The sequence below is a fragment of the Neobacillus sp. OS1-2 genome, from assembly GCF_030915505.1.
In the GTDB taxonomy this organism is placed as follows: Bacteria; Bacillota; Bacilli; order Bacillales; family Cytobacillaceae; genus Neobacillus.
In genome coordinates this window covers 2029078-2051365 of sequence record NZ_CP133265.1, presented here as the reverse complement: position 1 = coordinate 2051365, position 22288 = coordinate 2029078, and the positions used below count along the sequence as shown (strand labels likewise).

The 22288-nt window shown below is 41.6% G+C and carries 21 protein-coding genes and 2 other annotated features; all 21 genes read right to left on the bottom strand.

Going from position 1 to position 22288, the window contains the following annotated elements:
* Nucleotides 1-96 precede the first annotated feature (96 nt).
* Nucleotides 97-3696 (bottom strand): DNA-directed RNA polymerase subunit beta', encoded by a 3600-nt coding sequence (gene rpoC / locus RCG19_RS10050; RefSeq protein WP_166243740.1) that lies wholly within the window; start codon nucleotides 3694-3696, stop codon nucleotides 97-99.
* Between the two features lie 97 nt (nucleotides 3697-3793).
* The gene (rpoB, locus tag RCG19_RS10045; protein WP_166243738.1) at nucleotides 3794-7354 is read right to left on the bottom strand and encodes a DNA-directed RNA polymerase subunit beta; all 3561 of its coding nucleotides are present in this window, start codon (nucleotides 7352-7354) and stop codon (nucleotides 3794-3796) included.
* A 257-nt stretch (nucleotides 7355-7611) separates the two neighbouring features.
* A complete protein-coding gene (locus RCG19_RS10040; protein WP_308110690.1) occupies nucleotides 7612-8211 on the bottom strand; it encodes a class I SAM-dependent methyltransferase in 600 nt (199 codons plus the stop codon).
* A 110-nt stretch (nucleotides 8212-8321) separates the two neighbouring features.
* Nucleotides 8322-8684 (bottom strand): 50S ribosomal protein L7/L12, encoded by a 363-nt coding sequence (rplL, locus tag RCG19_RS10035; protein ID WP_166243734.1) that lies wholly within the window; start codon nucleotides 8682-8684, stop codon nucleotides 8322-8324.
* 197 nt (nucleotides 8685-8881) lie between these two features.
* Complete coding sequence (gene rplJ, locus RCG19_RS10030; RefSeq protein WP_166243732.1) at nucleotides 8882-9382, bottom strand: 50S ribosomal protein L10; 501 nt, start codon at nucleotides 9380-9382, stop codon at nucleotides 8882-8884.
* 33 nt (nucleotides 9383-9415) lie between these two features.
* Nucleotides 9416-9560 (bottom strand) — a sequence feature (ribosomal protein L10 leader region).
* A gap of 53 nt (nucleotides 9561-9613) precedes the next feature.
* The gene (gene rplA, locus RCG19_RS10025; RefSeq protein WP_166243730.1) at nucleotides 9614-10312 is read right to left on the bottom strand and encodes a 50S ribosomal protein L1; all 699 of its coding nucleotides are present in this window, start codon (nucleotides 10310-10312) and stop codon (nucleotides 9614-9616) included.
* A 100-nt stretch (nucleotides 10313-10412) separates the two neighbouring features.
* Nucleotides 10413-10838: a 50S ribosomal protein L11 gene (rplK, locus tag RCG19_RS10020; RefSeq protein ID WP_007085303.1), complete on the bottom strand. Its 426-nt coding sequence runs from the start codon at nucleotides 10836-10838 to the stop codon at nucleotides 10413-10415.
* A gap of 237 nt (nucleotides 10839-11075) precedes the next feature.
* Nucleotides 11076-11609, bottom strand: a complete 534-nt coding sequence (gene nusG / locus RCG19_RS10015; RefSeq protein ID WP_166243728.1) for a transcription termination/antitermination protein NusG — start codon at nucleotides 11607-11609, stop codon at nucleotides 11076-11078.
* Between the two features lie 137 nt (nucleotides 11610-11746).
* On the bottom strand, nucleotides 11747-11929 hold the full coding sequence (gene secE, locus RCG19_RS10010; protein WP_166243726.1) for a preprotein translocase subunit SecE: 183 nt from the start codon (nucleotides 11927-11929) through the stop codon (nucleotides 11747-11749).
* A gap of 51 nt (nucleotides 11930-11980) precedes the next feature.
* A complete protein-coding gene (rpmG, locus tag RCG19_RS10005; protein WP_166243724.1) occupies nucleotides 11981-12127 on the bottom strand; it encodes a 50S ribosomal protein L33 in 147 nt (48 codons plus the stop codon).
* Nucleotides 12128-12227: 100 nt separating this feature from the next.
* Nucleotides 12228-12878, bottom strand: coding sequence for an RNA polymerase sporulation sigma factor SigH (sigH, locus tag RCG19_RS10000; RefSeq protein WP_166243722.1), 651 nt, complete (start codon nucleotides 12876-12878; stop codon nucleotides 12228-12230).
* A 69-nt stretch (nucleotides 12879-12947) separates the two neighbouring features.
* Nucleotides 12948-13457, bottom strand: coding sequence for an NYN domain-containing protein (locus tag RCG19_RS09995; protein WP_308110689.1), 510 nt, complete (start codon nucleotides 13455-13457; stop codon nucleotides 12948-12950).
* 5 nt (nucleotides 13458-13462) lie between these two features.
* Nucleotides 13463-14206, bottom strand: a complete 744-nt coding sequence (rlmB, locus tag RCG19_RS09990) for a 23S rRNA (guanosine(2251)-2'-O)-methyltransferase RlmB (RefSeq protein ID WP_166243718.1) — start codon at nucleotides 14204-14206, stop codon at nucleotides 13463-13465.
* On the bottom strand, nucleotides 14203-14628 hold the full coding sequence (locus RCG19_RS09985) for a Mini-ribonuclease 3 (RefSeq protein ID WP_308110688.1): 426 nt from the start codon (nucleotides 14626-14628) through the stop codon (nucleotides 14203-14205). Before RCG19_RS09985 ends, rlmB begins: the two co-directional genes overlap by 4 nt.
* A gap of 3 nt (nucleotides 14629-14631) precedes the next feature.
* A complete protein-coding gene (gene cysS / locus RCG19_RS09980) occupies nucleotides 14632-16029 on the bottom strand; it encodes a cysteine--tRNA ligase (RefSeq protein WP_308110687.1) in 1398 nt (465 codons plus the stop codon).
* Entirely contained in the window at nucleotides 16010-16678 is a 669-nt protein-coding gene (cysE, locus tag RCG19_RS09975; RefSeq protein WP_308110686.1) for a serine O-acetyltransferase, read from the bottom strand. Before cysE ends, cysS begins: the two co-directional genes overlap by 20 nt.
* Before the next feature lie 53 nt (nucleotides 16679-16731).
* Nucleotides 16732-16999 (bottom strand) — a binding site (T-box leader).
* Between the two features lie 45 nt (nucleotides 17000-17044).
* Nucleotides 17045-18502: a glutamate--tRNA ligase gene (gene gltX, locus RCG19_RS09970; protein WP_308110685.1), complete on the bottom strand. Its 1458-nt coding sequence runs from the start codon at nucleotides 18500-18502 to the stop codon at nucleotides 17045-17047.
* Between the two features lie 152 nt (nucleotides 18503-18654).
* The gene (gene ispF, locus RCG19_RS09965) at nucleotides 18655-19131 is read right to left on the bottom strand and encodes a 2-C-methyl-D-erythritol 2,4-cyclodiphosphate synthase (RefSeq protein ID WP_166243708.1); all 477 of its coding nucleotides are present in this window, start codon (nucleotides 19129-19131) and stop codon (nucleotides 18655-18657) included.
* On the bottom strand, nucleotides 19131-19823 hold the full coding sequence (gene ispD / locus RCG19_RS09960; protein WP_308110684.1) for a 2-C-methyl-D-erythritol 4-phosphate cytidylyltransferase: 693 nt from the start codon (nucleotides 19821-19823) through the stop codon (nucleotides 19131-19133). Before ispD ends, ispF begins: the two co-directional genes overlap by 1 nt.
* A gap of 32 nt (nucleotides 19824-19855) precedes the next feature.
* A complete protein-coding gene (locus RCG19_RS09955; protein ID WP_308110683.1) occupies nucleotides 19856-20947 on the bottom strand; it encodes a PIN/TRAM domain-containing protein in 1092 nt (363 codons plus the stop codon).
* 204 nt (nucleotides 20948-21151) lie between these two features.
* Nucleotides 21152-22225, bottom strand: a complete 1074-nt coding sequence (disA, locus tag RCG19_RS09950) for a DNA integrity scanning diadenylate cyclase DisA (protein ID WP_308110682.1) — start codon at nucleotides 22223-22225, stop codon at nucleotides 21152-21154.
* Nucleotides 22226-22288 lie beyond the last annotated feature (63 nt).

Here is a 22288-nt window from a genome sequence, read left to right as displayed (position 1 = left end):
CCAATGATTTTACTTTTTTATACAGAGACTGACAAAAATACTTTATTTCTTTAAATACGGTACCTGCAATTGTTCCGCAGGTACCGTAGTAATTAATTAATCGATTGCTACTGTTTCCTCGGATGTGGTATCACGTAATACCGGCTCCGCTTTACGGTAGCGCTGCATTCCTGTTCCAGCAGGAACGAGTTTACCGATGATAACATTTTCCTTCAAGCCAAGCAATTCATCGCGCTTGCCTTTGATCGCCGCATCGGTAAGAACTCTTGTTGTTTCCTGGAACGATGCTGCGGATAAGAATGAATCTGTTTCAAGCGATGCTTTTGTAATACCAAGTAATACTGGACGTCCTGTTGCAGGCAATTTACCTGCAAGCAATGCTTTTTCATTTGCATCGGTGAACTGGTGAATATCAAGGAGTGTACCTGGAAGCACATCCGTCTCACCTGCATCACTGACACGAATTTTGCGAAGCATTTGTCGAACCATTACTTCGACGTGTTTATCGCCAATTTCTACCCCTTGCATGCGGTAAACTTTCTGTACTTCACGCAATAGATACTCTTGGACTGATGTTACGTCTTTTACTTTAATTAATTCCTTCGGATCAATCGAACCTTCTGTTAATTCTTGACCACGTTCAACATGGTCATTGATTGCCACTTTCACGCGTGCTGTATATGGTGCATTGTAGGTACGAGATTCAACTTCACCTTGAACCACGATTTCATGCTGGCGGTCTTTTCCTTCATTAATGCCAACTACGACACCTTCAATTTCAGAAATAACAGCTTGACCTTTAGGGTTACGTGCTTCAAAAATCTCCTGGATACGCGGTAAACCTTGAGTAATATCGTCTCCCGCAACACCGCCGGTATGGAACGTACGCATGGTTAACTGTGTACCTGGCTCACCGATTGATTGGGCAGCGATAATACCAACCGCTTCACCGACCTCAACCTCTTGGCCTGTTGCCAAGTTACGGCCATAACATTTTTTACATACGCCGTGACGAGTATTACATGTAAACGCAGAGCGGATTTTTACTTCTTCAATACCTGCTCCAACGATTATTTCTGCTAAGTCTTCCGTAATTAGTCCATTTTCAGGAACGAGTACTTCGTTTGTTTCAGGATGTTTGATCGCTTTACGTGCATAACGGCCAATTAAGCGTTCATCCAATCCTTCGATAATTTCTGTACCGTCTTTTAAAGCACTGATGAGGAAACCTCGATCGGTACCACAGTCATCTTCACGAACAATAACATCTTGAGCCACGTCAACAAGACGACGGGTCAAGTATCCGGAATCGGCTGTTTTAAGTGCAGTATCGGCAAGACCTTTACGAGCACCGTGTGTCGAGATAAAGTACTCTAATACGGTTAATCCTTCACGGAAACTTGACTTGATCGGTAATTCAATGATCCGTCCAGCCGGGTTGGCCATCAAACCACGCATACCTGCAAGCTGCGTAAAGTTAGAGGCGTTACCACGGGCACCGGAATCACTCATCATAAAGATTGGATTTGTTTTGTTCAAGGACTTCATTAGTTTTCCTTGAATGGTGTCTTTAGCCGCACTCCAGATGGCAATAACGCGATCGTAACGCTCATCCTCGGTAATCAAACCACGTCTGAATTGCTTCATTACGTTATCTACTTTACCTTGGGCATCATGGAGAATTTGCTGCTTTTCTCCTAGTACGACGATGTCAGCTACACCAACGGTAATACCAGCCTTTGTAGAATGCTTAAATCCTAAGTCCTTCATCCGGTCAAGCATTTTAGACGTTTCGGTAATTTTGAAACGTTTAAATACTTCTGCAATGATATTTCCAAGGATTTTCTTTTTAAACGGATCGATCAATGGCATTTCTTTAATCTTCGCCTTAATGTCTTCGCCTTTTTCAACGAAATACTTTTCAGGTGTTTCGACTTCTAGATTATGTCTTGTTGGTTCATTGATATATGGGAATGACTTCGGAAGAATTTCATTAAAAATAAGCTTTCCAACCGTTGTGATTAATAGCTTATTATTTTGTTCTTCAGTAAAAGTTTCATTTCCTAATGAACCGGCATGAACAGCGACACGTGTATGATAATGTACGTATCCATTTTGATAGGCAAGGATGGCTTCACTTGTATCTTTAAAAATCATCCCTTCGCCAACAGTGCCTTCACGCTCTAAGGTCAAGTAATAGTTACCTAGTACCATATCCTGAGATGGAGTAACAACCGGCTTCCCATCTTTAGGATTCAAAATATTTTGTGCTGCAAGCATCAAAAGGCGAGCTTCCGCTTGTGCTTCTGATGATAACGGCACGTGAACAGCCATTTGGTCACCGTCGAAGTCCGCGTTGTATGCTGTACATACAAGAGGATGGAGTCGGATTGCCCGACCTTCAACAAGTGTTGGTTCAAATGCCTGAATCCCTAATCTATGCAATGTAGGGGCACGGTTTAGTAAAACCGGATGCTCTCTGATTACATCTTCAAGTACGTCCCAAACATCTGGAGATACCCGTTCAATCTTGCGTTTTGCAGATTTAATGTTGTGCGCTAATCCTTTTTCAACAAGCTCTTTCATAACAAATGGCTTGAATAATTCCAACGCCATTTCTTTTGGAAGGCCACATTGGTACATTTTTAAATTCGGACCTACTACAATAACGGAACGGCCGGAATAGTCAACCCGCTTCCCTAGTAAGTTTTGACGGAAACGCCCTTGTTTTCCTTTTAACATATGTGAAAGTGATTTTAACGGACGGTTACCAGGACCTGTAACAGGACGGCCACGGCGGCCATTATCAATCAAGGCATCTACTGCTTCTTGCAGCATCCGTTTTTCATTTTGTACGATAATACTTGGTGCACCAAGGTCTAACAAACGCTTTAAGCGGTTGTTCCGGTTGATCACACGACGATAAAGATCGTTTAGGTCGGATGTCGCAAACCTTCCTCCATCCAATTGAACCATTGGACGAAGTTCCGGAGGGATGACAGGCAGTACGTCAAGAATCATCCATGATGGCTCGTTTCCTGAATTACGGAATGCCTCTAGCACTTCAAGGCGTTTAATCGCACGAGTACGACGTTGACCTTGGGCTGTTTTTAATTCCTCTTTTAAACCGTCGACTTCTTTGTTTAAATCGATATCAGAAAGAAGCTTTTTAATGGCTTCAGCACCCATGGCAGCTTGGAATTTATTTCCGTACTTTTCACGATAGGCACGATATTCTTTCTCGGATAAAAGTTGTTTCCTATCAAGAGCCGTATCACCTGACTCCGTGACAACATAGGAAGCAAAATAAATAACTTCCTCCAATGCACGTGGGGACATGTCTAAAACAAGACCCATCCGGCTTGGAATCCCTTTAAAATACCAAATATGTGAAACAGGTGCAGCAAGTTCGATATGACCCATACGTTCACGGCGAACCTTTGCACGTGTTACTTCAACACCACAGCGGTCACAAACAACACCTTTATAACGGACGCGCTTGTACTTTCCACAATGACATTCCCAATCCTTAGTCGGACCGAAAATTCGCTCACAGAATAAGCCGTCTTTTTCAGGTTTTAATGTACGATAGTTAATGGTTTCTGGCTTTTTCACTTCTCCGAATGACCATGAACGGATTTTATCCGGTGAAGCAAGGCCAATTTTCATATACTCAAAATTATTAACGTCCAGCAAGGGGCCTACCTCCCTTTTGATCTCCAGGTTTTACCCTTATTGCGTTCTTTAATCCCCAAGCGTACGGCCCAGCGTACGCTTAGGAAAAGATGAATATTTACTCTTTCGAACCAACCTTTTCAGATTCAAGGTTTTGTGTCTCAGGGGCGATATTTAATGTGTCGACTTGCTGTAAGTCATCCTCATCTTCCATATCGCGCATTTCAATTTCTTCCTCGTCACCGGAAAGAATTTTTACATCCATTCCAAGACTTTGAAGTTCTTTAATTAACACTTTGAATGACTCAGGAACACCTGGTTCAGGCACATTTTCACCTTTGACAATGGCTTCATATGTTTTTACACGGCCCACTACGTCATCCGATTTCACGGTTAGAATTTCTTGTAGTGTGTATGCTGCACCGTATGCCTCCAATGCCCAAACTTCCATCTCACCAAAACGCTGTCCGCCAAATTGAGCTTTACCGCCAAGTGGCTGCTGCGTAACAAGTGAATAAGGTCCAGTTGAACGGGCATGCAATTTATCATCAACCATGTGAGCAAGTTTGATCATGTACATAACACCAACAGAAACACGGTTATCAAATGGTTCTCCGGAACGTCCATCATAAAGCACAGTTTTTGCATCGCGTGCCATACCTGCTTCTTCAATCGTTCCCCAAACATCTTCCTCACGTGCACCGTCAAATACCGGTGTAGCAACATGAATACCAAGATATCTTGCCGCCATACCTAAATGGAGCTCAAGAACCTGACCGATGTTCATCCGTGATGGAACCCCTAAAGGATTTAACATGATATCAACAGGTGTACCATCTGGTAAATATGGCATATCTTCCTCAGGCAAAATGCGGGAGATAACCCCTTTGTTACCGTGGCGTCCTGCCATCTTATCCCCTTGATGAATCTTACGTTTCTGAACGATATAGACACGAACAAGCTGGTTTACTCCTGGTGGAAGTTCGTCACCATCTTCACGATTAAAGACTTTAACATCATGAATGATCCCGCCACCGCCGTGTGGAACGCGCAGTGATGTATCACGGACTTCACGAGCTTTTTCTCCAAAAATCGCATGGAGGAGACGTTCTTCAGCCGTTAATTCTGTTACACCCTTAGGCGTCACTTTACCAACGAGAAGGTCACCGTCTTTTACTTCAGCACCAGTGCGGATAATCCCACGCTCATCCAAATTACGAAGGGCATCTTCACCGACGTTTGGAATATCACGAGTAATTTCCTCAGGTCCTAGTTTTGTATCACGAGATTCTGATTCATATTCCTCAATATGAATGGATGTATAAACATCGTCTTTAACAAGACGTTCACTCATAATGATGGCATCTTCATAGTTATAGCCATCCCATGTCATAAAGGCAACAAGAACGTTACGTCCAAGGGCTAATTCACCAAGCTCCATGGATGGACCATCAGCAAGAATCTCACCCTTTTTCACCCGATTACCAACGGCAACGATTGGACGTTGATTATAGCAGGTACCTTGGTTGGAACGGATAAACTTTAACAATCGATATTTTTTAAGATTGCCCTTAACCTCTTGGCCATCCACTTCTTTCATTTCACGAACCCATACTTCGCGGGCCTCTACATGTTCGACAATACCATCATGTTTACAAATAACCGCTGCTCCCGAGTCTTTCCCTGATACATATTCCATACCAGTTCCAACTCTTGGTGCTTCCGGCTGCATTAACGGTACTGCCTGACGCTGCATGTTCGCACCCATTAAGGCACGGTTAGAGTCATCATTTTCTAGGAACGGAATACATGCTGTCGCTGCAGAAACAACCTGCTTCGGCGATACATCCATGTAGTCAATCCTGTCACGGTTTACAACCGTGTTTTCACCACGAAAACGTGCAACAACTTCATCATCCAAGAAGGTACCATCGTCACCCAGACGAGAGTTCGCCTGCGCTACCACATAGTTATCTTCTTCATCAGCTGTTAAGTAGTCAATTCGGCTCGTTACTCTACCAGTATCCGGATCTACCCGGCGATATGGTGTTTCAATAAAACCAAATCGGTTTACTTTTGCGTAAGATGATAATGAGTTAATTAAACCAATGTTTGGACCTTCCGGTGTTTCAATCGGACACATACGGCCATAGTGGGAATAGTGAACGTCACGTACTTCCATCCCGGCACGTTCACGTGTTAAACCACCAGGTCCAAGTGCAGAAAGACGGCGCTTGTGTGTTAATTCAGCAAGCGGGTTGGTTTGATCCATGAACTGTGATAATTGAGAGCTTCCAAAGAATTCTTTGATGGAAGCGATAACCGGACGAATATTAATCAATTGCTGTGGTGTAATGGTAGCTGTGTCTTGAATCGACATTCTTTCACGAACCACACGTTCCATCCGGGATAACCCAATACGGAATTGATTCTGCAGCAATTCACCTACAGAGCGAAGACGTCTGTTACCTAAGTGATCGATATCATCGGTATCGCCTACTCCATGTAACAAGTTGAAAAAGTAGCTAATTGATGCAATGATATCTGCCGAAGTAATATTTTTAATCGGTTCTTCCACATAAGCATTACCCAATACATTAATGACCTTTTCATTTTCATCGCCAGGTGCATAGATTTTTATAGTTTGAAGGATTACTTCATCCTCTACAACTCCACCAACAGGATTAAAGCCTTTGAAATTGATATTCTTTTCAAGTGCCGGCAAAATTCTGTCAAGGTTTCTTCTATCAAGGAGTGTCCCTTTTTCAGCAATAATTTCACCCGTTTCAGGGTCTGCAAGTGACTCCGCTAAGCGCTGATTAAATAAGCGATTCTTAATATGAAGCTTTTTATTAATTTTATAGCGTCCTACATTTGCAAGATCATAACGTTTAGGATCAAAGAAACGAGATACTAATAAGCTCTTTGCATTATCAACGGTTGGCGGTTCGCCCGGACGAAGTCGTTCATAAATTTCCAAAAGCGCTTTGTCGACACCTTCTGTGTTGTCCTTCTCAAGTGTATTACGGATATACTCGTTATCCCCAATCAAATCAATGATTTCTTGATCAGAACCGAAACCAAGTGCACGCAAAAGAACCGTAACGGGCAGTTTCCGAGTACGATCTATTCTCACATATACGACATCTTTGGCATCTGTTTCGTATTCAAGCCAAGCGCCGCGGTTCGGAATGACAGTAGCCGTGAAGCCCTTCTTGCCATTTTTATCAAGTTTTCCACTGAAGTAAACGCTCGGTGAACGCACTAATTGAGAAACGATGACACGTTCTGCCCCATTGATGACAAACGTACCTGTTTCCGTCATAAGCGGAAAATCACCCATAAACACATCTTGATCTTTTACTTCGCCTGTTTCTTTGTTTACAAGACGTACTTTTACACGTAGTGGAGCTGAATATGTAACGTCCCGTTCTTTTGTTTCTTCAACAGAATATTTTGGATCGCCAAGACTGTAATCAATAAATTCTAGTGATAGGTTACCAGTAAAGTCTTCAATTGGTGAAATATCCTGGAACATTTCACGTAATCCCTCATCCAGAAACCATTGATATGAAGAGGTTTGGATTTCAATAAGATTTGGTAATTCTAAAACTTCACTGATTCGTGCGTAACTTCTTCGTTGGCGGTGTCGTCCATACTGAACTAGTTGACCTGTCAACTGATTCACCCCTCAAATCAAGCGTTATTTAATAAATCTATTAACGTCTATCAGGAGAACCTTTAGGTCCATCCTATTAGACAAAAAGAAAAAGGGTTTTTTACCCAAAAACCACATTTTCACATTTCGACTATTATTTTGTCATCATTTCCTTCAAATTCCACTTTTATACTTAAAAATAAGTATTTTTTAGGAATAATACGGAAATTATTATGATGGCATTTTATAATGCTACCACAACGGACATTTCGAGTCAACTACTTTATTGCCTTTATAATAAAATAGCCCTTCGATTTGTTAATAGTCTCAACTTCAGAGAATAGTGATCTTAATTTTTCCAGTGTAGATGGTGCGCCTTGTTTTTTTTGAATAACAACCCAAAGAGCGCCTGATGGAACAAGATGTTCGTAGCTTTGTTCAAAAATATCATGAACCGTCTTTTTTCCTGCCCTAATCGGTGGATTTGTTACTATGGCAGCGAAGTTATTTCCTTTAACAGATAACAACCGATCACTTTCATAGATTTCAACATTTTCAATTCGATTTAGCGATGCATTTTCACTTGCTAATTGGATGGCTCGTTCATTTACATCAACCATATGCACCGTACACCTTGGATTGTCTTTTGCAATCGATAAACCAATCGGGCCATAGCCGCAGCCTACATCAAGCACAAATCCTTCCGCATCCGGCATCACAAAAGACTCTATAAGTAAACGTGAGCCAAAATCTACTTCTCTTTTTGAAAAAACACCGTTATCGGTTTTAAAGCGAAATAGATGGTTTTTTAAGGTGTAATCCCAAAACACCGGATTACTTTCAACCTTCTGTGTTCGAGAATAGTAGTGTTCAGTCATCTGACTCACCTCCTGAGGAGAAAATAATTGAAGATAACCTGAGGATTTTCAACTTTCATAATTAAATCCAAAAAAAGCTCGCTTATTCAGCGAGCTTTTCTATAGAAAAATTACTTAACTTCAACGTTAGCTCCAACTTCATCAAGCTTAGCTTTGATTGCTTCAGCATCTTCTTTAGAAACGCCTTCTTTAACAGCTTTTGGAGTATTGTCAACAAGTTCTTTTGCTTCTTTAAGACCAAGACCAGTGATTTCACGAACCACTTTGATAACTTTGATTTTTTGATCGCCAGCGCTAGCTAGGATTACATCAAATTCAGTTTGCTCTTCAACAGCAGCAGCACCAGCTCCGCCTACCATTGCTACAGGAGCAGCAGCAGTTACGCCGAATTCTTCTTCGATTGCTTTTACAAGATCGTTAAGTTCTAAAACAGTCATAGATTTAACTGCTTCAATGATTTGTTCTTTAGTCATGATTAAGTTTCCTCCTTAGTTTTCGTTACGTTTATTTGTTGGGCACAAATTGTCCAGCTCCAGCTCCCAGCAGCTAGCGTCCTTCGCTCTTCTCCCTACGATAAGTCAACATCAGCTCGCTAACGCTCCCTGTGTTTCCTTTATCTCAGTTCGAAGCGCTCCAGGCCATACGCTGCTAAACGGTCGCTTCCGCTTTTCTATGCGCCTTGTTCTTCTTTTTGATCTGCCACTGCTTTTGCAGCAAGAGCAAGATTGCGAATTGGAGCTTGTAGTACGCTGAGTAGCATAGAAAGCAAGCCTTCGCGTGATGGTAGGTCTGCAAGAGCTTTAATCTCTTCAACTGTTGCGACATTTCCTTCGATTACACCTGCTTTAAGTTCAAGTGCTTCGTGTTTTTTCGCAAAGTCATTTAAGATTTTAGCTGGTGCTACTACATCTTCAGTACTGAACGCAATGGCGTTCGGACCTGTTAAAGCCTCGTTTAAACCAGAAAGTTCAGCTGCTTCAGCGGCGCGGCGAGCCATTGAGTTTTTATAAACTTTAAATTCAACGCCTGCTTCGCGAAGTTGTTTACGTAGTTCAGTTACTTCAGCAACTGAAAGGCCACGGTAATCAACAACAATAGTTGATACACTATTCTTTAACTTACCAGTGATTTCGTCAACGATCTGTTTTTTTACTTCGATTGCACTGCTCATCTTTACACCTCCTGTAGATTATCTACATTTATACCAGGCATGTAAATGCCTCCACATCGTTCTAGACATGGAGGCAGGATACAACAGCTAATTTACTCAGCTGATTCTATTCGCTACACCTCGGCAGGACATTAAGCCTTTTGGCACCTGCTGTCTACAGTACAAATGTTTTTTATTTAAACAACAAAATTGATTATAGTAAATCTACTTTGTTTTGTCAATTGGAAAAATTTATTTAACTGTAACAGATGAAGGATCTACCTTCACACCAGGTCCCATTGTTGAAGCAACAGTAACGTTCTTCATGTAGGTACCTTTTGCAGCTGAAGGTTTCACTTTTACCATCGTTTCAAAAATAGTGTTGAAGTTTTCAACAAGCTTTTCGTTTTCGAAAGATGCTTTACCGATTGGCACGTGGATGTTACCTGACTTGTCAACACGGTATTCAACTTTACCTGCTTTGATTTCGTTAATAGCACGAGTTACATCAAATGTAACTGTACCTGTTTTAGGGTTTGGCATTAAGCCTTTAGGGCCTAACACACGACCAAGTTTACCAACTTCACCCATCATATCAGGAGTTGCGACGATTACATCAAAGTCAAACCAACCTTGTTGGATTTTGTTAATGTATTCAGAATCTCCTACATAATCAGCGCCAGCTGCTTCTGCTTCTTTCACTTTCTCACCCTTCGCGAATACTAAAACGCGTTGAGTTTTACCAGTTCCGTTTGGAAGTACAACTGCACCACGGATTTGTTGGTCAGCTTTCTTAGGGTCAACGCCTAAACGGAAAGCTACTTCAAGAGTTGCATCAAATTTTGTGTAGTTTGTTTTCTTAGCAAGATCAATTGCTTCTGCAATTGGGTATGCTTTTAAGCGATCTACAAGCTTAGAAGCTTCTAAATACTTTTTACCTTTTTTAGCCATGTTTATTTCCTCCTAGATTGTGGTTTTAGCGGAATGTTACCTCCCACGAATAAAGGTTGCGCAATCACGCAACCTCACTCATTACAAACAGTTACACGGATTAGTCTTCGATAACAATACCCATGCTGCGTGCAGTACCTTCAACCATGCGCATTGCTGCTTCAACGCTTGCTGCGTTTAGGTCAGGCATTTTTTGTTCCGCAATCTCGCGTACTGTATCACGTTTTACTGTTGCTACTTTATTACGGTTAGGTTCACCAGAACCTGACTGAATTCCAGCTGCTACTTTCAATAAAACGGCAGCAGGAGGAGTTTTCGTAATAAATGTAAATGAACGGTCTTCAAAAACCGTGATTTCAACAGGAATGATCAATCCAGCTTGATCTGCTGTACGAGCGTTAAATTCTTTACAGAATCCCATGATGTTAACACCGGCTTGACCTAATGCAGGACCAACTGGCGGCGCTGGGTTTGCTTTACCAGCAGGAATTTGTAATTTAACGACTTTAATTACTTTTTTAGCCACGAGACACACCTCCTTAAAGTCCGTGATGTGGTAATTGGATCCTTAGGAACCCTCCCACTCAGGCATCTGTCTTTATATACTAATCATAAAGAACTTAAACATTAGTCTAGTCTCTCATTGGAGACATACTGACCTATGAAATAGTAACATTATTTAAAAATGATTTCAAGTTTTTTTACAATATAAGATATTTTTTCTTTGAAATCGTCTCTGATGAAGGCGCTTCTGCTTTTCTATTTAAAGTTTCTCAATTTGTGTAAATTCGAGTTCTACCGGTGTATCACGGCCAAACATATTGACTAAAACTTTAAGCTTAGCTTTATCCTTGTCCATCTCTTCAACAGACCCAGTAAAGTTCGCAAACGGACCTTCTTTTACGCGGACTGTTTCACCAATTTCATAGTCGATATCGATTCGCTTCTCTTCTACGCCCATGCGCTTCAGTAAATGAGTCACTTCTTCTGGAAGCAACGGCGTCGGCTTAGAACCAGAACCTGATGAGCCAACGAATCCCGTTACACCAGGTGTATTTCGTACGACATACCAGGAATCATCTGTCATGACAATTTCCACTAACACATAACCAGGGAAAACTTTTCGTTTTACAACCTTTTTCTTGCCATTTTTGATTTCAGTTTCTTCTTCCTCTGGTACAACCACACGGAAGATTTTATCCGCCATGCCCATTGATTCTACCCGTTTTTCTAAATTTGCCTTCACTTTATTTTCATAACCTGAGTACGTATGGACTACATACCAATTTTTTTCCATATAAGAGGACTAAATGTCCGTCCCTCCCTGTATTTTAATCGGAAATCTAATATATTCAAAAATAAAAAACCCGTCAAAACGGGCTTTTAGCTGAAATTTCCTTTATTGATTACCATTATACCATGAATGATAACGAATTATTCAAGAATTAAGCGAATCAATTTTGAAATCCCTAAATCGAGAACAGCAAAGAACACTCCAAAAAAAACAACTGTTGATAAAACAGTAACGGTAGAGCGAGTTAGTTCACCGCGTTTTGGCCAACTTACCTTTCTCATTTCACGGATAATATCACTGAAGAACTTCTTTATGCGTTTCATTCGTCGTAACCCCCAACTATCTTAAGTCGCTTTTGCTAGTACCAATTATCATTATTTTGTTTCCCGGTGGATGGTGTGGGTTGCGCAAGTTTTGCAGAATTTCTTTATTTCCAATCTCTCTGTCTGCTCCTGCTTGCCTACGGTCGAATAATTTCGCGAGCCGCAATCAACGCAGGCCAGGATAATTTTTTTGCTCATATTCGACACCTTCAATCCCTAAAAATGTAACACGACACCTAATTATTGTCAATATCCACTGAGAGCGGATTCATACTTATGACATATATCTCGTTAAAAATCAGAATGAGAATTCTCGAATTTCCAGGTAGCGTTCTAGCTTTCTTTTTACTCGTTGCAAGGCATTATCAATGGATTTCACATGACGATTAAGCTCTTCAGAAATCTCCTGATAGGATTGGCCATCTAAATAGAGTGCCAATACTTTCCGTTCTAAATCACTTAGTAATTCAGTCATCTTGACTTCTATATGGTCAAATTCCTCTTGATTGATAATTAGCTCTTCCGGATCCAGAACTTTAGTGCCCGACAATACATCCATCAACGTTCGGTCAGACTCCTCGTCATAAATAGGCTTGTCCAAGGATACATAGGAATTCAGCGGAATATGCTTTTGCCGTGTTGCCGTCTTAATTGCCGTGATAATTTGCCTTGTGATGCATAGTTCAGCAAATGCCTTGAATGAGGTAAGCTTGTCCTCACGGAAGTCACGGATCGCCTTGTAAAGACCAATCATCCCTTCCTGGACGATATCCTCTTTATCTGCCCCAATTAAAAAATAGGATCTTGCTTTCGCACGCACAAAATTACGATACTTATGGATTAAATAATCAAGCGCTTCACTATCACCTTGGTGCACCAAATCGACAATTTCTTCATCTTCCATTACGAAAAAGTGTTCGTTGATCCTAGTCCCGAAGTCTGTACTCAAAGTAGATCCCCTCCACCGAACATGCATAGATATTACTAGTATACAGTAGATATATATTGAAGTCGATGCCTATTTCTGCCCTCTGCGCCATTTTTCAAAAATTTCTGCCATTTCATCGCTAATCGGGATTTTGGAAACGGGTTTCTTCTCCTGGATCTTTTTTACTTTCTTTTCAATTCCTTTTTCGATCGATGACATTTCCAGAAGCAGTTCACGAGCGGATTTGCGTAGGGCCCCTTGTCCAAAAATGGCCCATTGCTCTGTAAAATCGGATGTAGCCACATGGATTTGTGTCCTTCGATTGTTTAGACTAATAGCCATTCTTTCAATCCGCTCATCTGCTGTTTCATTTTCTTTCGTAAAGATGACCTCAACTTTATGATTTTTATATTTTTGCTCTGTTCCTTGCACAAAGTAAGCATCAAATACAACAATGACACGGTAACCAGAAAAGGCTTGATATTCTGCCATTCTTTCCACTAACCGATCCCTTGCGGCAGGTAAATCCCGCTCCTTTAATGCCCTTAGCTCCGGCCAGGCACCAATAATGTTATATCCGTCGACAAGGAGGATATCCATATATACTACCTCGCAAGCGGGTGCCGTTTTCGATAAACCTCATACATGAGTAAGGATGCAGCAACTGAAGCATTTAACGAGGTCACTTTCCCGACCATCGGCATTTGAATCAGAAAATCACATTTATCACGAATTAGCCGTCCCATTCCTTTTCCCTCACTGCCGATCACTAAACCAAGTGGAAGTGTTCCATCCAGCTGCCGGTAATCTTCCTTTCCTTTTGCATCAGTACCAGCAATCCAAACGCCTCGTTCTTTTAACTCATCGATCGTCCGCGCCATATTTGTTACCCGGACAACTGGTATATACTCAATCGCACCTGTTGAGGCCTTCGCAACTGTTGCCGTTAAACCAACAGCCCTTCTCTTTGGAATAATGATGCCGTGTGCTCCGACTGCGTCAGCTGTCCGCATAATCGATCCAAGGTTATGCGGATCCTCAATTTCATCCAGCAACAAAAAGAAAGGTGCTTCATTTTTCTTTTCGGCTGCCGCGAATAAATCATCCATTTCTGCATATTGATAGGCAGCAACATAGGCTAAGACGCCTTGATGATTTTGATCACTGATTTGATCAATCTTTTTCTTTGGGACATATTGGACAATGACATGGGCTTCTTTTGCCAATTGCGTAATCTGTTGCATTTGACCACGCTGCGATCCTTCTGCAATTAAAATTTTATTAATATCCCGCTCCGATTTAAGCGCCTCAATAACGGGATTTTTTCCAACGATATAGTCCTCATTCACAGTACCGTTCCTCCTTTCTGTTCCTCAACATATAAAAACGCCTTCTCCACGAGCTCTTCTAAGCGCTCTTTCTTCTCTTCCAAAAATAAATAGCCCATTAATGCCTCAAAAGCTGTGCTGTAACGATACGTCTGAACATCGGTATTTTTTGGAACCGTGCCTGACTTTGCATTTCTGCCACGCATCACCACTGCTAATTCCTCTTCGTTTAAAACCTGGTGTTCCATCAGTTTAAATAGAACTTGGCACTGGGCCTTCGCGGAGACGTACGTTGTCGCTAAACGGTGCAATTGATGGGGTCTTACCTTACCGTTATAGAGAAGGTGTCGCCTCACATATGACTCAAAGACCGCATCGCCCATGTAGGCCAAGGCAAGGCTATTCAATTGTTTGGCATTGATGTTGTTTTCATAATCCAGCATGAATTAGCCTCTTTTCCACCTTGTGCCTTGCGCGGTATCTTCTAATATAATATTCATTTCCTTCAGCTGATCCCTGATTTGATCAGACAATTGGAAATTTCGATCCTTCCGTGCTTGATTCCGCTTTTCAATCAATGCATCAATTTCTTCATCCACCATTTCTTCACTGCCTAGTGTTAGCCCGAGCACACGGAAAAGCTCTTCAAATTGATTTGTAAAGGCATCAATGACCTCCACCGCTGTATTTTTTTCTAAAAGATAGTAATTGGCCAGCTTTGAAAGCTCAAATAAAACTGAAATAGCTAAAGCAGTATTAAAGTCGTCATCCATTGCCTCAATAAATGATTCCTGTAAAGCAGCCATTTTATCCAGCCACTCTTGATTATTATTGGTTAAATCTGTGCTGGCTTCTTTCCGATGTTTTAAATTTTGGTATGAAGTTGTTAAACGTTCATAGGCCGCCTTTGTGTTCTCCAATAATTCCTCACTATAATTAATCGGATTACGATAATGAACGGATAGGATAAAGAAGCGCAATACTTGCGGGTTATGCCGTTTAATAATATCATGCACTAACACGAAATTACCTAGTGATTTTGACATCTTTTCATTATCAATATTGATATAGCCGTTATGCATCCAATAACGGGAAAATAATTTTCCTGATAAGGCTTCTGATTGGGCAATTTCGTTTTCATGGTGCGGGAAAGTTAAATCTTGACCGCCGGCATGGATATCAATCGTTTCACCCAGATATTTTTTCGCCATTGCTGAGCACTCGATATGCCAACCAGGCCGTCCTGGTCCCCAAGGGCTATCCCAGAAGATTTCCCCTTCTTTCGCCGCTTTCCATAAAGCAAAGTCCAAATCATCTTGTTTCCTATCACCGACTTCAATCCTTGCTCCAACTTGCAGATCGTCAATCGATTGATGGGAAAGCTTACCGTATCCATCAAAGCTTCGTGTTCGGTAGTAAACGTCGCCTTCTGATTCATAGGCATAGTCTTTTTCAACTAATTGCTGAATGAAATCGATAATGATATCCATGTTTTCCATTACCCGTGGATGAACATCCGCTTTTTCACAGCCTAAAGCGGAAACATCTTCAAAGTAGGCGTTGATGAAGCGGTCAGCAACCGTTGGGACATCTACCCCTAACTGATGGGCGGCACGAATCAATTTATCATCAACATCCGTAAAGTTAGAGACATATTGGACATCAAAGCCGCGGTACTCCAAGTAGCGGCGAACCGTATCAAAAGTAATCGCCGGACGGGCATTACCGATGTGGATATAATTATAGACAGTCGGCCCGCAGACGTACATTTTTACCTTTCCTTCTTCTAATGGGATGAAGGCTTCTTTTTTTCTTGTGAGTGTATTATAAATTTGAATGGCCATTAACTTTAATCCCTTCTTCTTTTAATTCAAACAATTCCTCTTTTAGCTGATTTACCTCAGCTTGCATTTCTTTTAAGCGGTCGGCAATCGGATCCGGCAGGTCGCAATGGTTTAAATCTTTCCCAATTCGCTTTCCGTCCTGGATCACGACTCTGCCTGGAATTCCCACTACCGTCGAATTAGGAGGAACCTCTTTTAAGACCACGGAACCGCCGCCTATTTTGGAATTTTCGCCGATGGTAATCGACCCCAGTACCTTTGCCCCTGTGGCAATCAGGACATTATCTTTAATCGTCGGATGCCGTTTCCCTTTTTCTTTCCCCGTACCGCCGAGCGTCACTCCTTGGTATATAGTTACATTATCCCCAATTTCACACGTTTCCCCTATCACAACGCCCATACCGTGGTCAATAAAAAATCTCCTGCCTATTTTTGCCCCTGGATGGATTTCAATTCCCGTAAAAAATCGGCTTACTTGAGAAATGACTCGTGCCAGAAAGAATAATTTACGATTAAAGAACGCGTGTGCGATTCGATGTGACCAAATCGCATGTAAGCCTGAATACGTTAAGATAACTTCTAGATAACTCCTTGCCGCAGGATCTTGTTCAAAAACAACCTCGACGTCCTCCTTAAACTTTTTGAACATCGCCATTCCCCCCCTTTGTTTTTTTATAAAATAAAAAGCGCCCCTGTCGTATCGACAGAGACGCATGCTGCGTGGTTCCACTCTGATTAGACCCATTAGCTTGTTCCATGCATTCCTAATGAAAGCAGGGCTCCCTAGCTAAAAAAGTCTCACTCTAACTGTTAACGGATGGTTCCGCCCATATCTACTCAGGTGTTGATCCTTTTCGAAATGGGGCTCAGAGGGGCATTTCAAATTAGGAGAGGCTTAAACCACTTTCAGCCGGTGATGGTTCTCTCTTCCAAGCATCCTTTTTCTACTTTTCCTCTTCTACGCTTTAGATTATGAATTTACTTTCTTATACTATATTACATTTTGTCTTCAATGTTAACTAATAATTTTATGAATTCTATTTTGAACTTTATTTTTGCCTAAAAGCTCAATCGTCTCCGGCAGATCCGGGCCATGCGTCTGCCCTGTTACTGCCGCACGAATCGGCATAAACAGATTTTTCCCCTTTTGGCCAGTGGATTTTTGAACTGCCTTCATCGCCGCTTTAATGCCATCCGCTTGAAAGCTTTCTAGCTGATCAAGTTCATGAGAAAATGCCTTTAAAACTTCAGGAACGGTTTCCCCTGCTAAGATTTCCTTTGCATCTTCTTCGTACTCCGCATCCTCTTTAAAGAACATGTCTGATAGTCCAATGATTTCTGCACCAAAGCTCATTTTTTCTTGTAAAAGCGCAACTAATTGGCGAGTCCATTGATGCTCTTCATCGGTTAGACTGGCACTTACACGACCTGCCTTGATTAAGTGTGGGAGTGCAAGTTCAAGCACCCGGTCAACCTCTATCTTTTTCATGTATTGGTTATTCATCCACGTCAGTTTTTGTTTATCAAATAATGCCGGCGATTTTGATAGACGGCTTGCATCGAATAGTTCAATAAACTCATTCTTAGAATAAAGCTCTTCTTCACCCGCCGGTGACCAGCCTAGTAAGGTAATAAAGTTAAATAACGCTTCAGGTAGGTACCCAAGTTCTTCGTATTGCTCGATGAACTGAATAATGGATTCATCCCGCTTACTTAATTTTTTACGGCTTTCATTCACAATCAACGTCATGTGCCCAAAGACCGGTGGCTCCCAGCCTAATGCTTCATAAACCATCAGTTGCTTTGGTGTGTTAGAAATATGGTCATCACCGCGAAGCACATGGGAAATCTTCATTAAATAATCATCAACCGTTACCGCAAAATTATAGGTTGGCGTCCCATCCTTTTTAATAATGACCCAATCACCCATTCCTTCTGATTCAAAGGAAACAGGACCCTTAACCATATCATCAAACGTATAGGTCTTCCCTTCCGGTACAACCATTCGAATGCTTGGCTCACGGCCTTCTTGTTCAAGTTGATGACGCTCTTCCTCCGTTAAATGACGGCATTTACCAGAATAGTGAGGAGTTTCGCCGCGTTCCATTTGCGCTTCACGTTCTGCTTCAAGCTCTGCTTCGTTACAATAGCATTTATAGGCATGACCATCTGCTAACAATTGATTATAGTAGGTTTCATATAGGTCATTCCGCTCTGATTGACGGTATGGGCCGTATTCCCCTCCGACATCCACACTTTCATCCCAATCCATGCCAAGCCATTTTAAATACTTTAACTGGCTTTGCTCACCGCCAGCAATATTCCGTTTTTTATCAGTATCTTCAATCCGAATAATAAACTTCCCGCCTTGGCTGCGAGCAAATAAATAATTGAATAGCGCCGTACGGGCGTTTCCGATATGTAAATGCCCCGTTGGACTTGGCGCATATCTTACACGAACTTCGTTTGACATAGTAATAATGCCTCCAGTTAGAAAAGCGGAAGCGCCTTGCTCAGGGGCGTGAGTCTAGACAAGCCGGCGAGACGGATTGACTTATGACCCCGAGCCCCTAGGCGCTGCAGCTGGACACTTTTCTTAGTTAAATTTTTTCTTTGATTATTTTATCATTTCTTTTTTAATAAAACTACTACTTGGGAGGCAATGCCCTCTCCTCTACCGGTAAAACCAAGTTTCTCTGTCGTTGTTGCTTTTACGTTAATTTGTTCCGGTTCCGCCTCGAGTAGTTCCGCAATTCGGGTACGCATTTGCTCTATATAAGGAGCCATCTTCGGCTTTTGCGCGATAATAGTGCAATCAGCATTAACCAGTTCATACCCCTTCTCTTTAACGAGCATCCAAACATGCTCCATCAGTTTTGCAGAATCAGCATTTTTAAAATTCGGATCAGTATCGGGGAAATGCTTGCCGATATCTCCCTCCCCAATTGCCCCAAGACAGGCATCTGAAACGGTATGTAATAATACATCGGCATCGGAATGGCCTAGAAGACCTTTTTCATAAGGGATGGTAATGCCGCCAATAATGAGCGGACGCCCTTCTGTTAATTGGTGAACATCAAAACCCTGTCCAATTCGAAACATCAGCAAAACCCCATTTCTCTCTTTTTCAGTATCGCTTCTGCAAAATATAAATCTTCAGGTGTTGTCAGTTTGATATTGTCATAATCGCCCTCTACCATAGCAACAGGAACATTGAGCCGCTCCACTAAACTGGCATCATCCGTCCCGAGGAAGTGGTCCTTATCCGCTTTCTCATAGGCTTCCTGAAGTAAAGAAATACGAAAAGCTTGCGGGGTTTGAACAGCCCACAAGCTTGAACGTTCGACCGTTTCCACAATCAGACCTTCTTGTACCTTTTTCATCGTATCTTTTGCTGGCACCCCAATAATGGCTGCACCGGTTTCTTCCGTTGTTTCTGTTAAACGGTGAATTTGTTCCTTGCGAATAAAGGGGCGAGCCGCATCATGAACAAGGATTATTCCATTGGTACTGACTGTTTTAAGGGCATTAAAAATGCTATACTGCCGTTCTTTCCCACCTGGCACTAATTTCATTACCTTCTTGATATGATACTTTTTAAGCAATGCCTTAAACTCTCTTTCATCTTGAGGATGAATCGCTAAAATGATGCCACTGCATTCCTCATCCTCGTCGAACACCCGTAAGGTATGGATGAGTACTGGTACACCATTCAGCTCTAACAAAAGCTTATTTCTTCCTGCTCCCATTCTTTTTCCCTGCCCCGCCGCCGGGAGAATGACCTGGTAAGTCATAGTAAAACCCCAATCTCTCTATCTATATCCATCTATAATGCTTTTTCTAACAGCTTTGGTTTGGCAAAAATCATTCGGCCGGCAGATGTCTGAAGCACACTTGTCACTAGTACCTCAATCCGCTTGCCCATATATTCCCTGCCTTCCTCGACAACGATCATGGTTCCGTCATCTAAATAGGCAACGCCCTGATGATACTCTTTCCCGTCTTTGATCACTTGAACGGTTAATTCTTCACCTGGAAGGACAACCGGCTTCACGGCATTTGCCAGATCATTGATGTTTAACACCGTAACATTCTGCAGCTCACACACTTTATTTAAGTTAAAATCATTGGTTACAAGAATGCCATTTGTTAACTTGGCCAGCTTCACAAGCTTCGAATCTACTTCACTAATTTCTTCAAAGTCGCCCTCATATATTTCGACCTTGATGGCAAGTTCCTTTTGAATCCGATTAAGGATATCTAATCCTCTGCGGCCGCGGTTACGTTTCAGTACATCGGAAGAATCTGCGATATGCTGCAGCTCTTCAAGAACAAACCGTGGAATCACAATTATTCCTTCCAAAAAGCCTGTCTGACAAATATCTGCGACGCGCCCGTCAATAATTACGCTCGTATCCAAGATCTTCAAAGCTTTACCGGCTTCTGCCTTTTCCGCTTCCTCATCCCCTGACTTTTTCTTGTTCCCGCGATTACCAAAAAGACCGAGTAGTTCATCCCTCTTTTTAAAGCCTACTTGAAAGCCCATATAGCCAAACAAAAGTGTCAAAAGAATCGGAGCCACGGCATTTAAAATTGGCACTTGAACCGCATTAAGGGCAAAGCCAATTAAAAAGGCCACGATTAAGCCAAAGATTAACCCAACACTGCCAAACAGCACGTTTGTTACAGGGATTTTCACCAAGGAATCTTCCGTCCACTTAATGAAATTAAAGACATAATCTACCGCCCAAAAGGTAATAAGATAAAAAATAATAGCACCTAAAATAGCAGTAACATATGAGTTATTGATAATCGGAATGTCATTCATAGAAAGTAATTTGAACAATTCCGGCAATAACCATATACCAAGCGTTCCTCCCATAATGAGGAAGCATGCTTGCACAATTCGTTTTAACATTCCTTCACCTCCTCTAATACATTATAAACATATTCACAAAAATGAAACCTTGAATTGGTGATTATTTTTCCAAATTGTTAACAGTTTGAAATAAATCTGTTATGTTAAAATCTTACTCCTCATAGGGTAGCATCTGTAAAAATTGGTGTCAAACAAATTGAAATTTCCCATTTTAGCATACAAGATTTGTTTTTTCAATACTTTTTATAGCTGCCGGTCTGTATATAGCCGCTCTTTAATTAACTTAAAGCCTTCTTTTATCTTTTTCGCACGGACTTCGCCAATACCTTCGACATCATCCAGTTCCTCCACTGTGGCAAAGATAATCTTTGACAGTTCACCAAATGAACTAATAAGATTCTCAATAATAATGGCGGGCAGTCTGGGAATCTTATGTAAAATCCGATAGCCTCTTGGAGGTTTATGTTCATCAAGATGAACATAGCCTAGGTAGCCCAATAATTTTAATAAAACCACATCCTCGATGGTTCCACTCGATGTCAACGCCTGCATTCTCTGCAGCACATCCCTAGACTTACTCTCCCGCTCGAAGGCATAATCTCTCATAATTAGCATCATTTCTTCTTCTAAATCGGTTAAGATTTCATTCATTTGCAAGCGAATAAGGCGTCCCTCAGTCCCCAGTTCATGGAGAAAGGTCAATAGTTCACTTTTAATCTTTAAGACCATTTCAAAACGATGGAGGACTAGTAAAATGTCATTATAGGTTACAGACTCTTCAAACTCTAAAATACTTAAATTTGTAATACTCTGTTCAAGCACTGCCTTGTATTTTTCAAGCGTCTGAATAGCTTGATTGGCCTTTGTCAAAATGACCGCAATGTCCTTTAATGCATAGCGAAAATTTCCCTGGTATAAGGTAATCACATTTCTTCTTTGGGAAATGGCAATCACCAGTGTTTTTGTTTGTTTAGCTGCTCTTTCAGCCGTGCGGTGCCGCATCCCCGTTTCGGATGATGGTATTTCTGAGTTTGGTACAAGCTGGGCATTCGCAAAAAGGATCTTATTGCCTACCTCATTTAAGATTATCGCACCATCCATTTTTGCCAATTCATATAAAAAGCTTGGCGAAAAGGGACAATTAATTTCAAAGCCGCCATCAACGATACCCTTTACCTTTTCATTATAGCCAACGACAATGAGACCCCCAGTGTTCGCCCTAAGGACATTATCAATCCCCTCGCGTAAGGGAGTACCAGGTGCAAGAAACTGTAATACATCACTAATAGATTGTTCACCAAGCTTTTTATTTTCCATCTGCAATCCCCCGGTAAGTTCACTGACAATATATGCTAATTCAATTATACAATATATGCTGCG

Bases quoted from the DNA above. Each gene is read 5' to 3' on its own strand.
- RCG19_RS10040 (WP_308110690.1), bottom strand. From the start codon at position 8,211: ATGACTGAACACTACTATTCTCGAACACAGAAGGTTGAAAGTAATCCG.
- rplL (WP_166243734.1), bottom strand. From the start codon at position 8,684: ATGACTAAAGAACAAATCATTGAAGCAGTTAAATCTATGACTGTTTTA.
- rplJ (WP_166243732.1), bottom strand. From the start codon at position 9,382: ATGAGCAGTGCAATCGAAGTAAAAAAACAGATCGTTGACGAAATCACT.
- rplA (WP_166243730.1), bottom strand. From the start codon at position 10,312: ATGGCTAAAAAAGGTAAAAAGTATTTAGAAGCTTCTAAGCTTGTAGAT.
- nusG (WP_166243728.1), bottom strand. From the start codon at position 11,609: ATGGAAAAAAATTGGTATGTAGTCCATACGTACTCAGGTTATGAAAAT.
- secE (WP_166243726.1), bottom strand. From the start codon at position 11,929: ATGAAACGCATAAAGAAGTTCTTCAGTGATATTATCCGTGAAATGAGA.
- rpmG (WP_166243724.1), bottom strand. From the start codon at position 12,127: ATGAGCAAAAAAATTATCCTGGCCTGCGTTGATTGCGGCTCGCGAAAT.
- RCG19_RS09995 (WP_308110689.1), bottom strand. From the start codon at position 13,457: ATGGATATCCTCCTTGTCGACGGATATAACATTATTGGTGCCTGGCCG.
- RCG19_RS09985 (WP_308110688.1), bottom strand. From the start codon at position 14,628: ATGCTGGATTATGAAAACAACATCAATGCCAAACAATTGAATAGCCTT.
- cysS (WP_308110687.1), bottom strand. From the start codon at position 16,029: ATGGCCATTCAAATTTATAATACACTCACAAGAAAAAAAGAAGCCTTC.
- cysE (WP_308110686.1), bottom strand. From the start codon at position 16,678: ATGTTCAAAAAGTTTAAGGAGGACGTCGAGGTTGTTTTTGAACAAGAT.
- gltX (WP_308110685.1), bottom strand. From the start codon at position 18,502: ATGTCAAACGAAGTTCGTGTAAGATATGCGCCAAGTCCAACGGGGCAT.
- ispF (WP_166243708.1), bottom strand. From the start codon at position 19,131: ATGTTTCGAATTGGACAGGGTTTTGATGTTCACCAATTAACAGAAGGG.
- ispD (WP_308110684.1), bottom strand. From the start codon at position 19,823: ATGACTTACCAGGTCATTCTCCCGGCGGCGGGGCAGGGAAAAAGAATG.
- RCG19_RS09955 (WP_308110683.1), bottom strand. From the start codon at position 20,947: ATGTTAAAACGAATTGTGCAAGCATGCTTCCTCATTATGGGAGGAACG.
- disA (WP_308110682.1), bottom strand. From the start codon at position 22,225: ATGGAAAATAAAAAGCTTGGTGAACAATCTATTAGTGATGTATTACAG.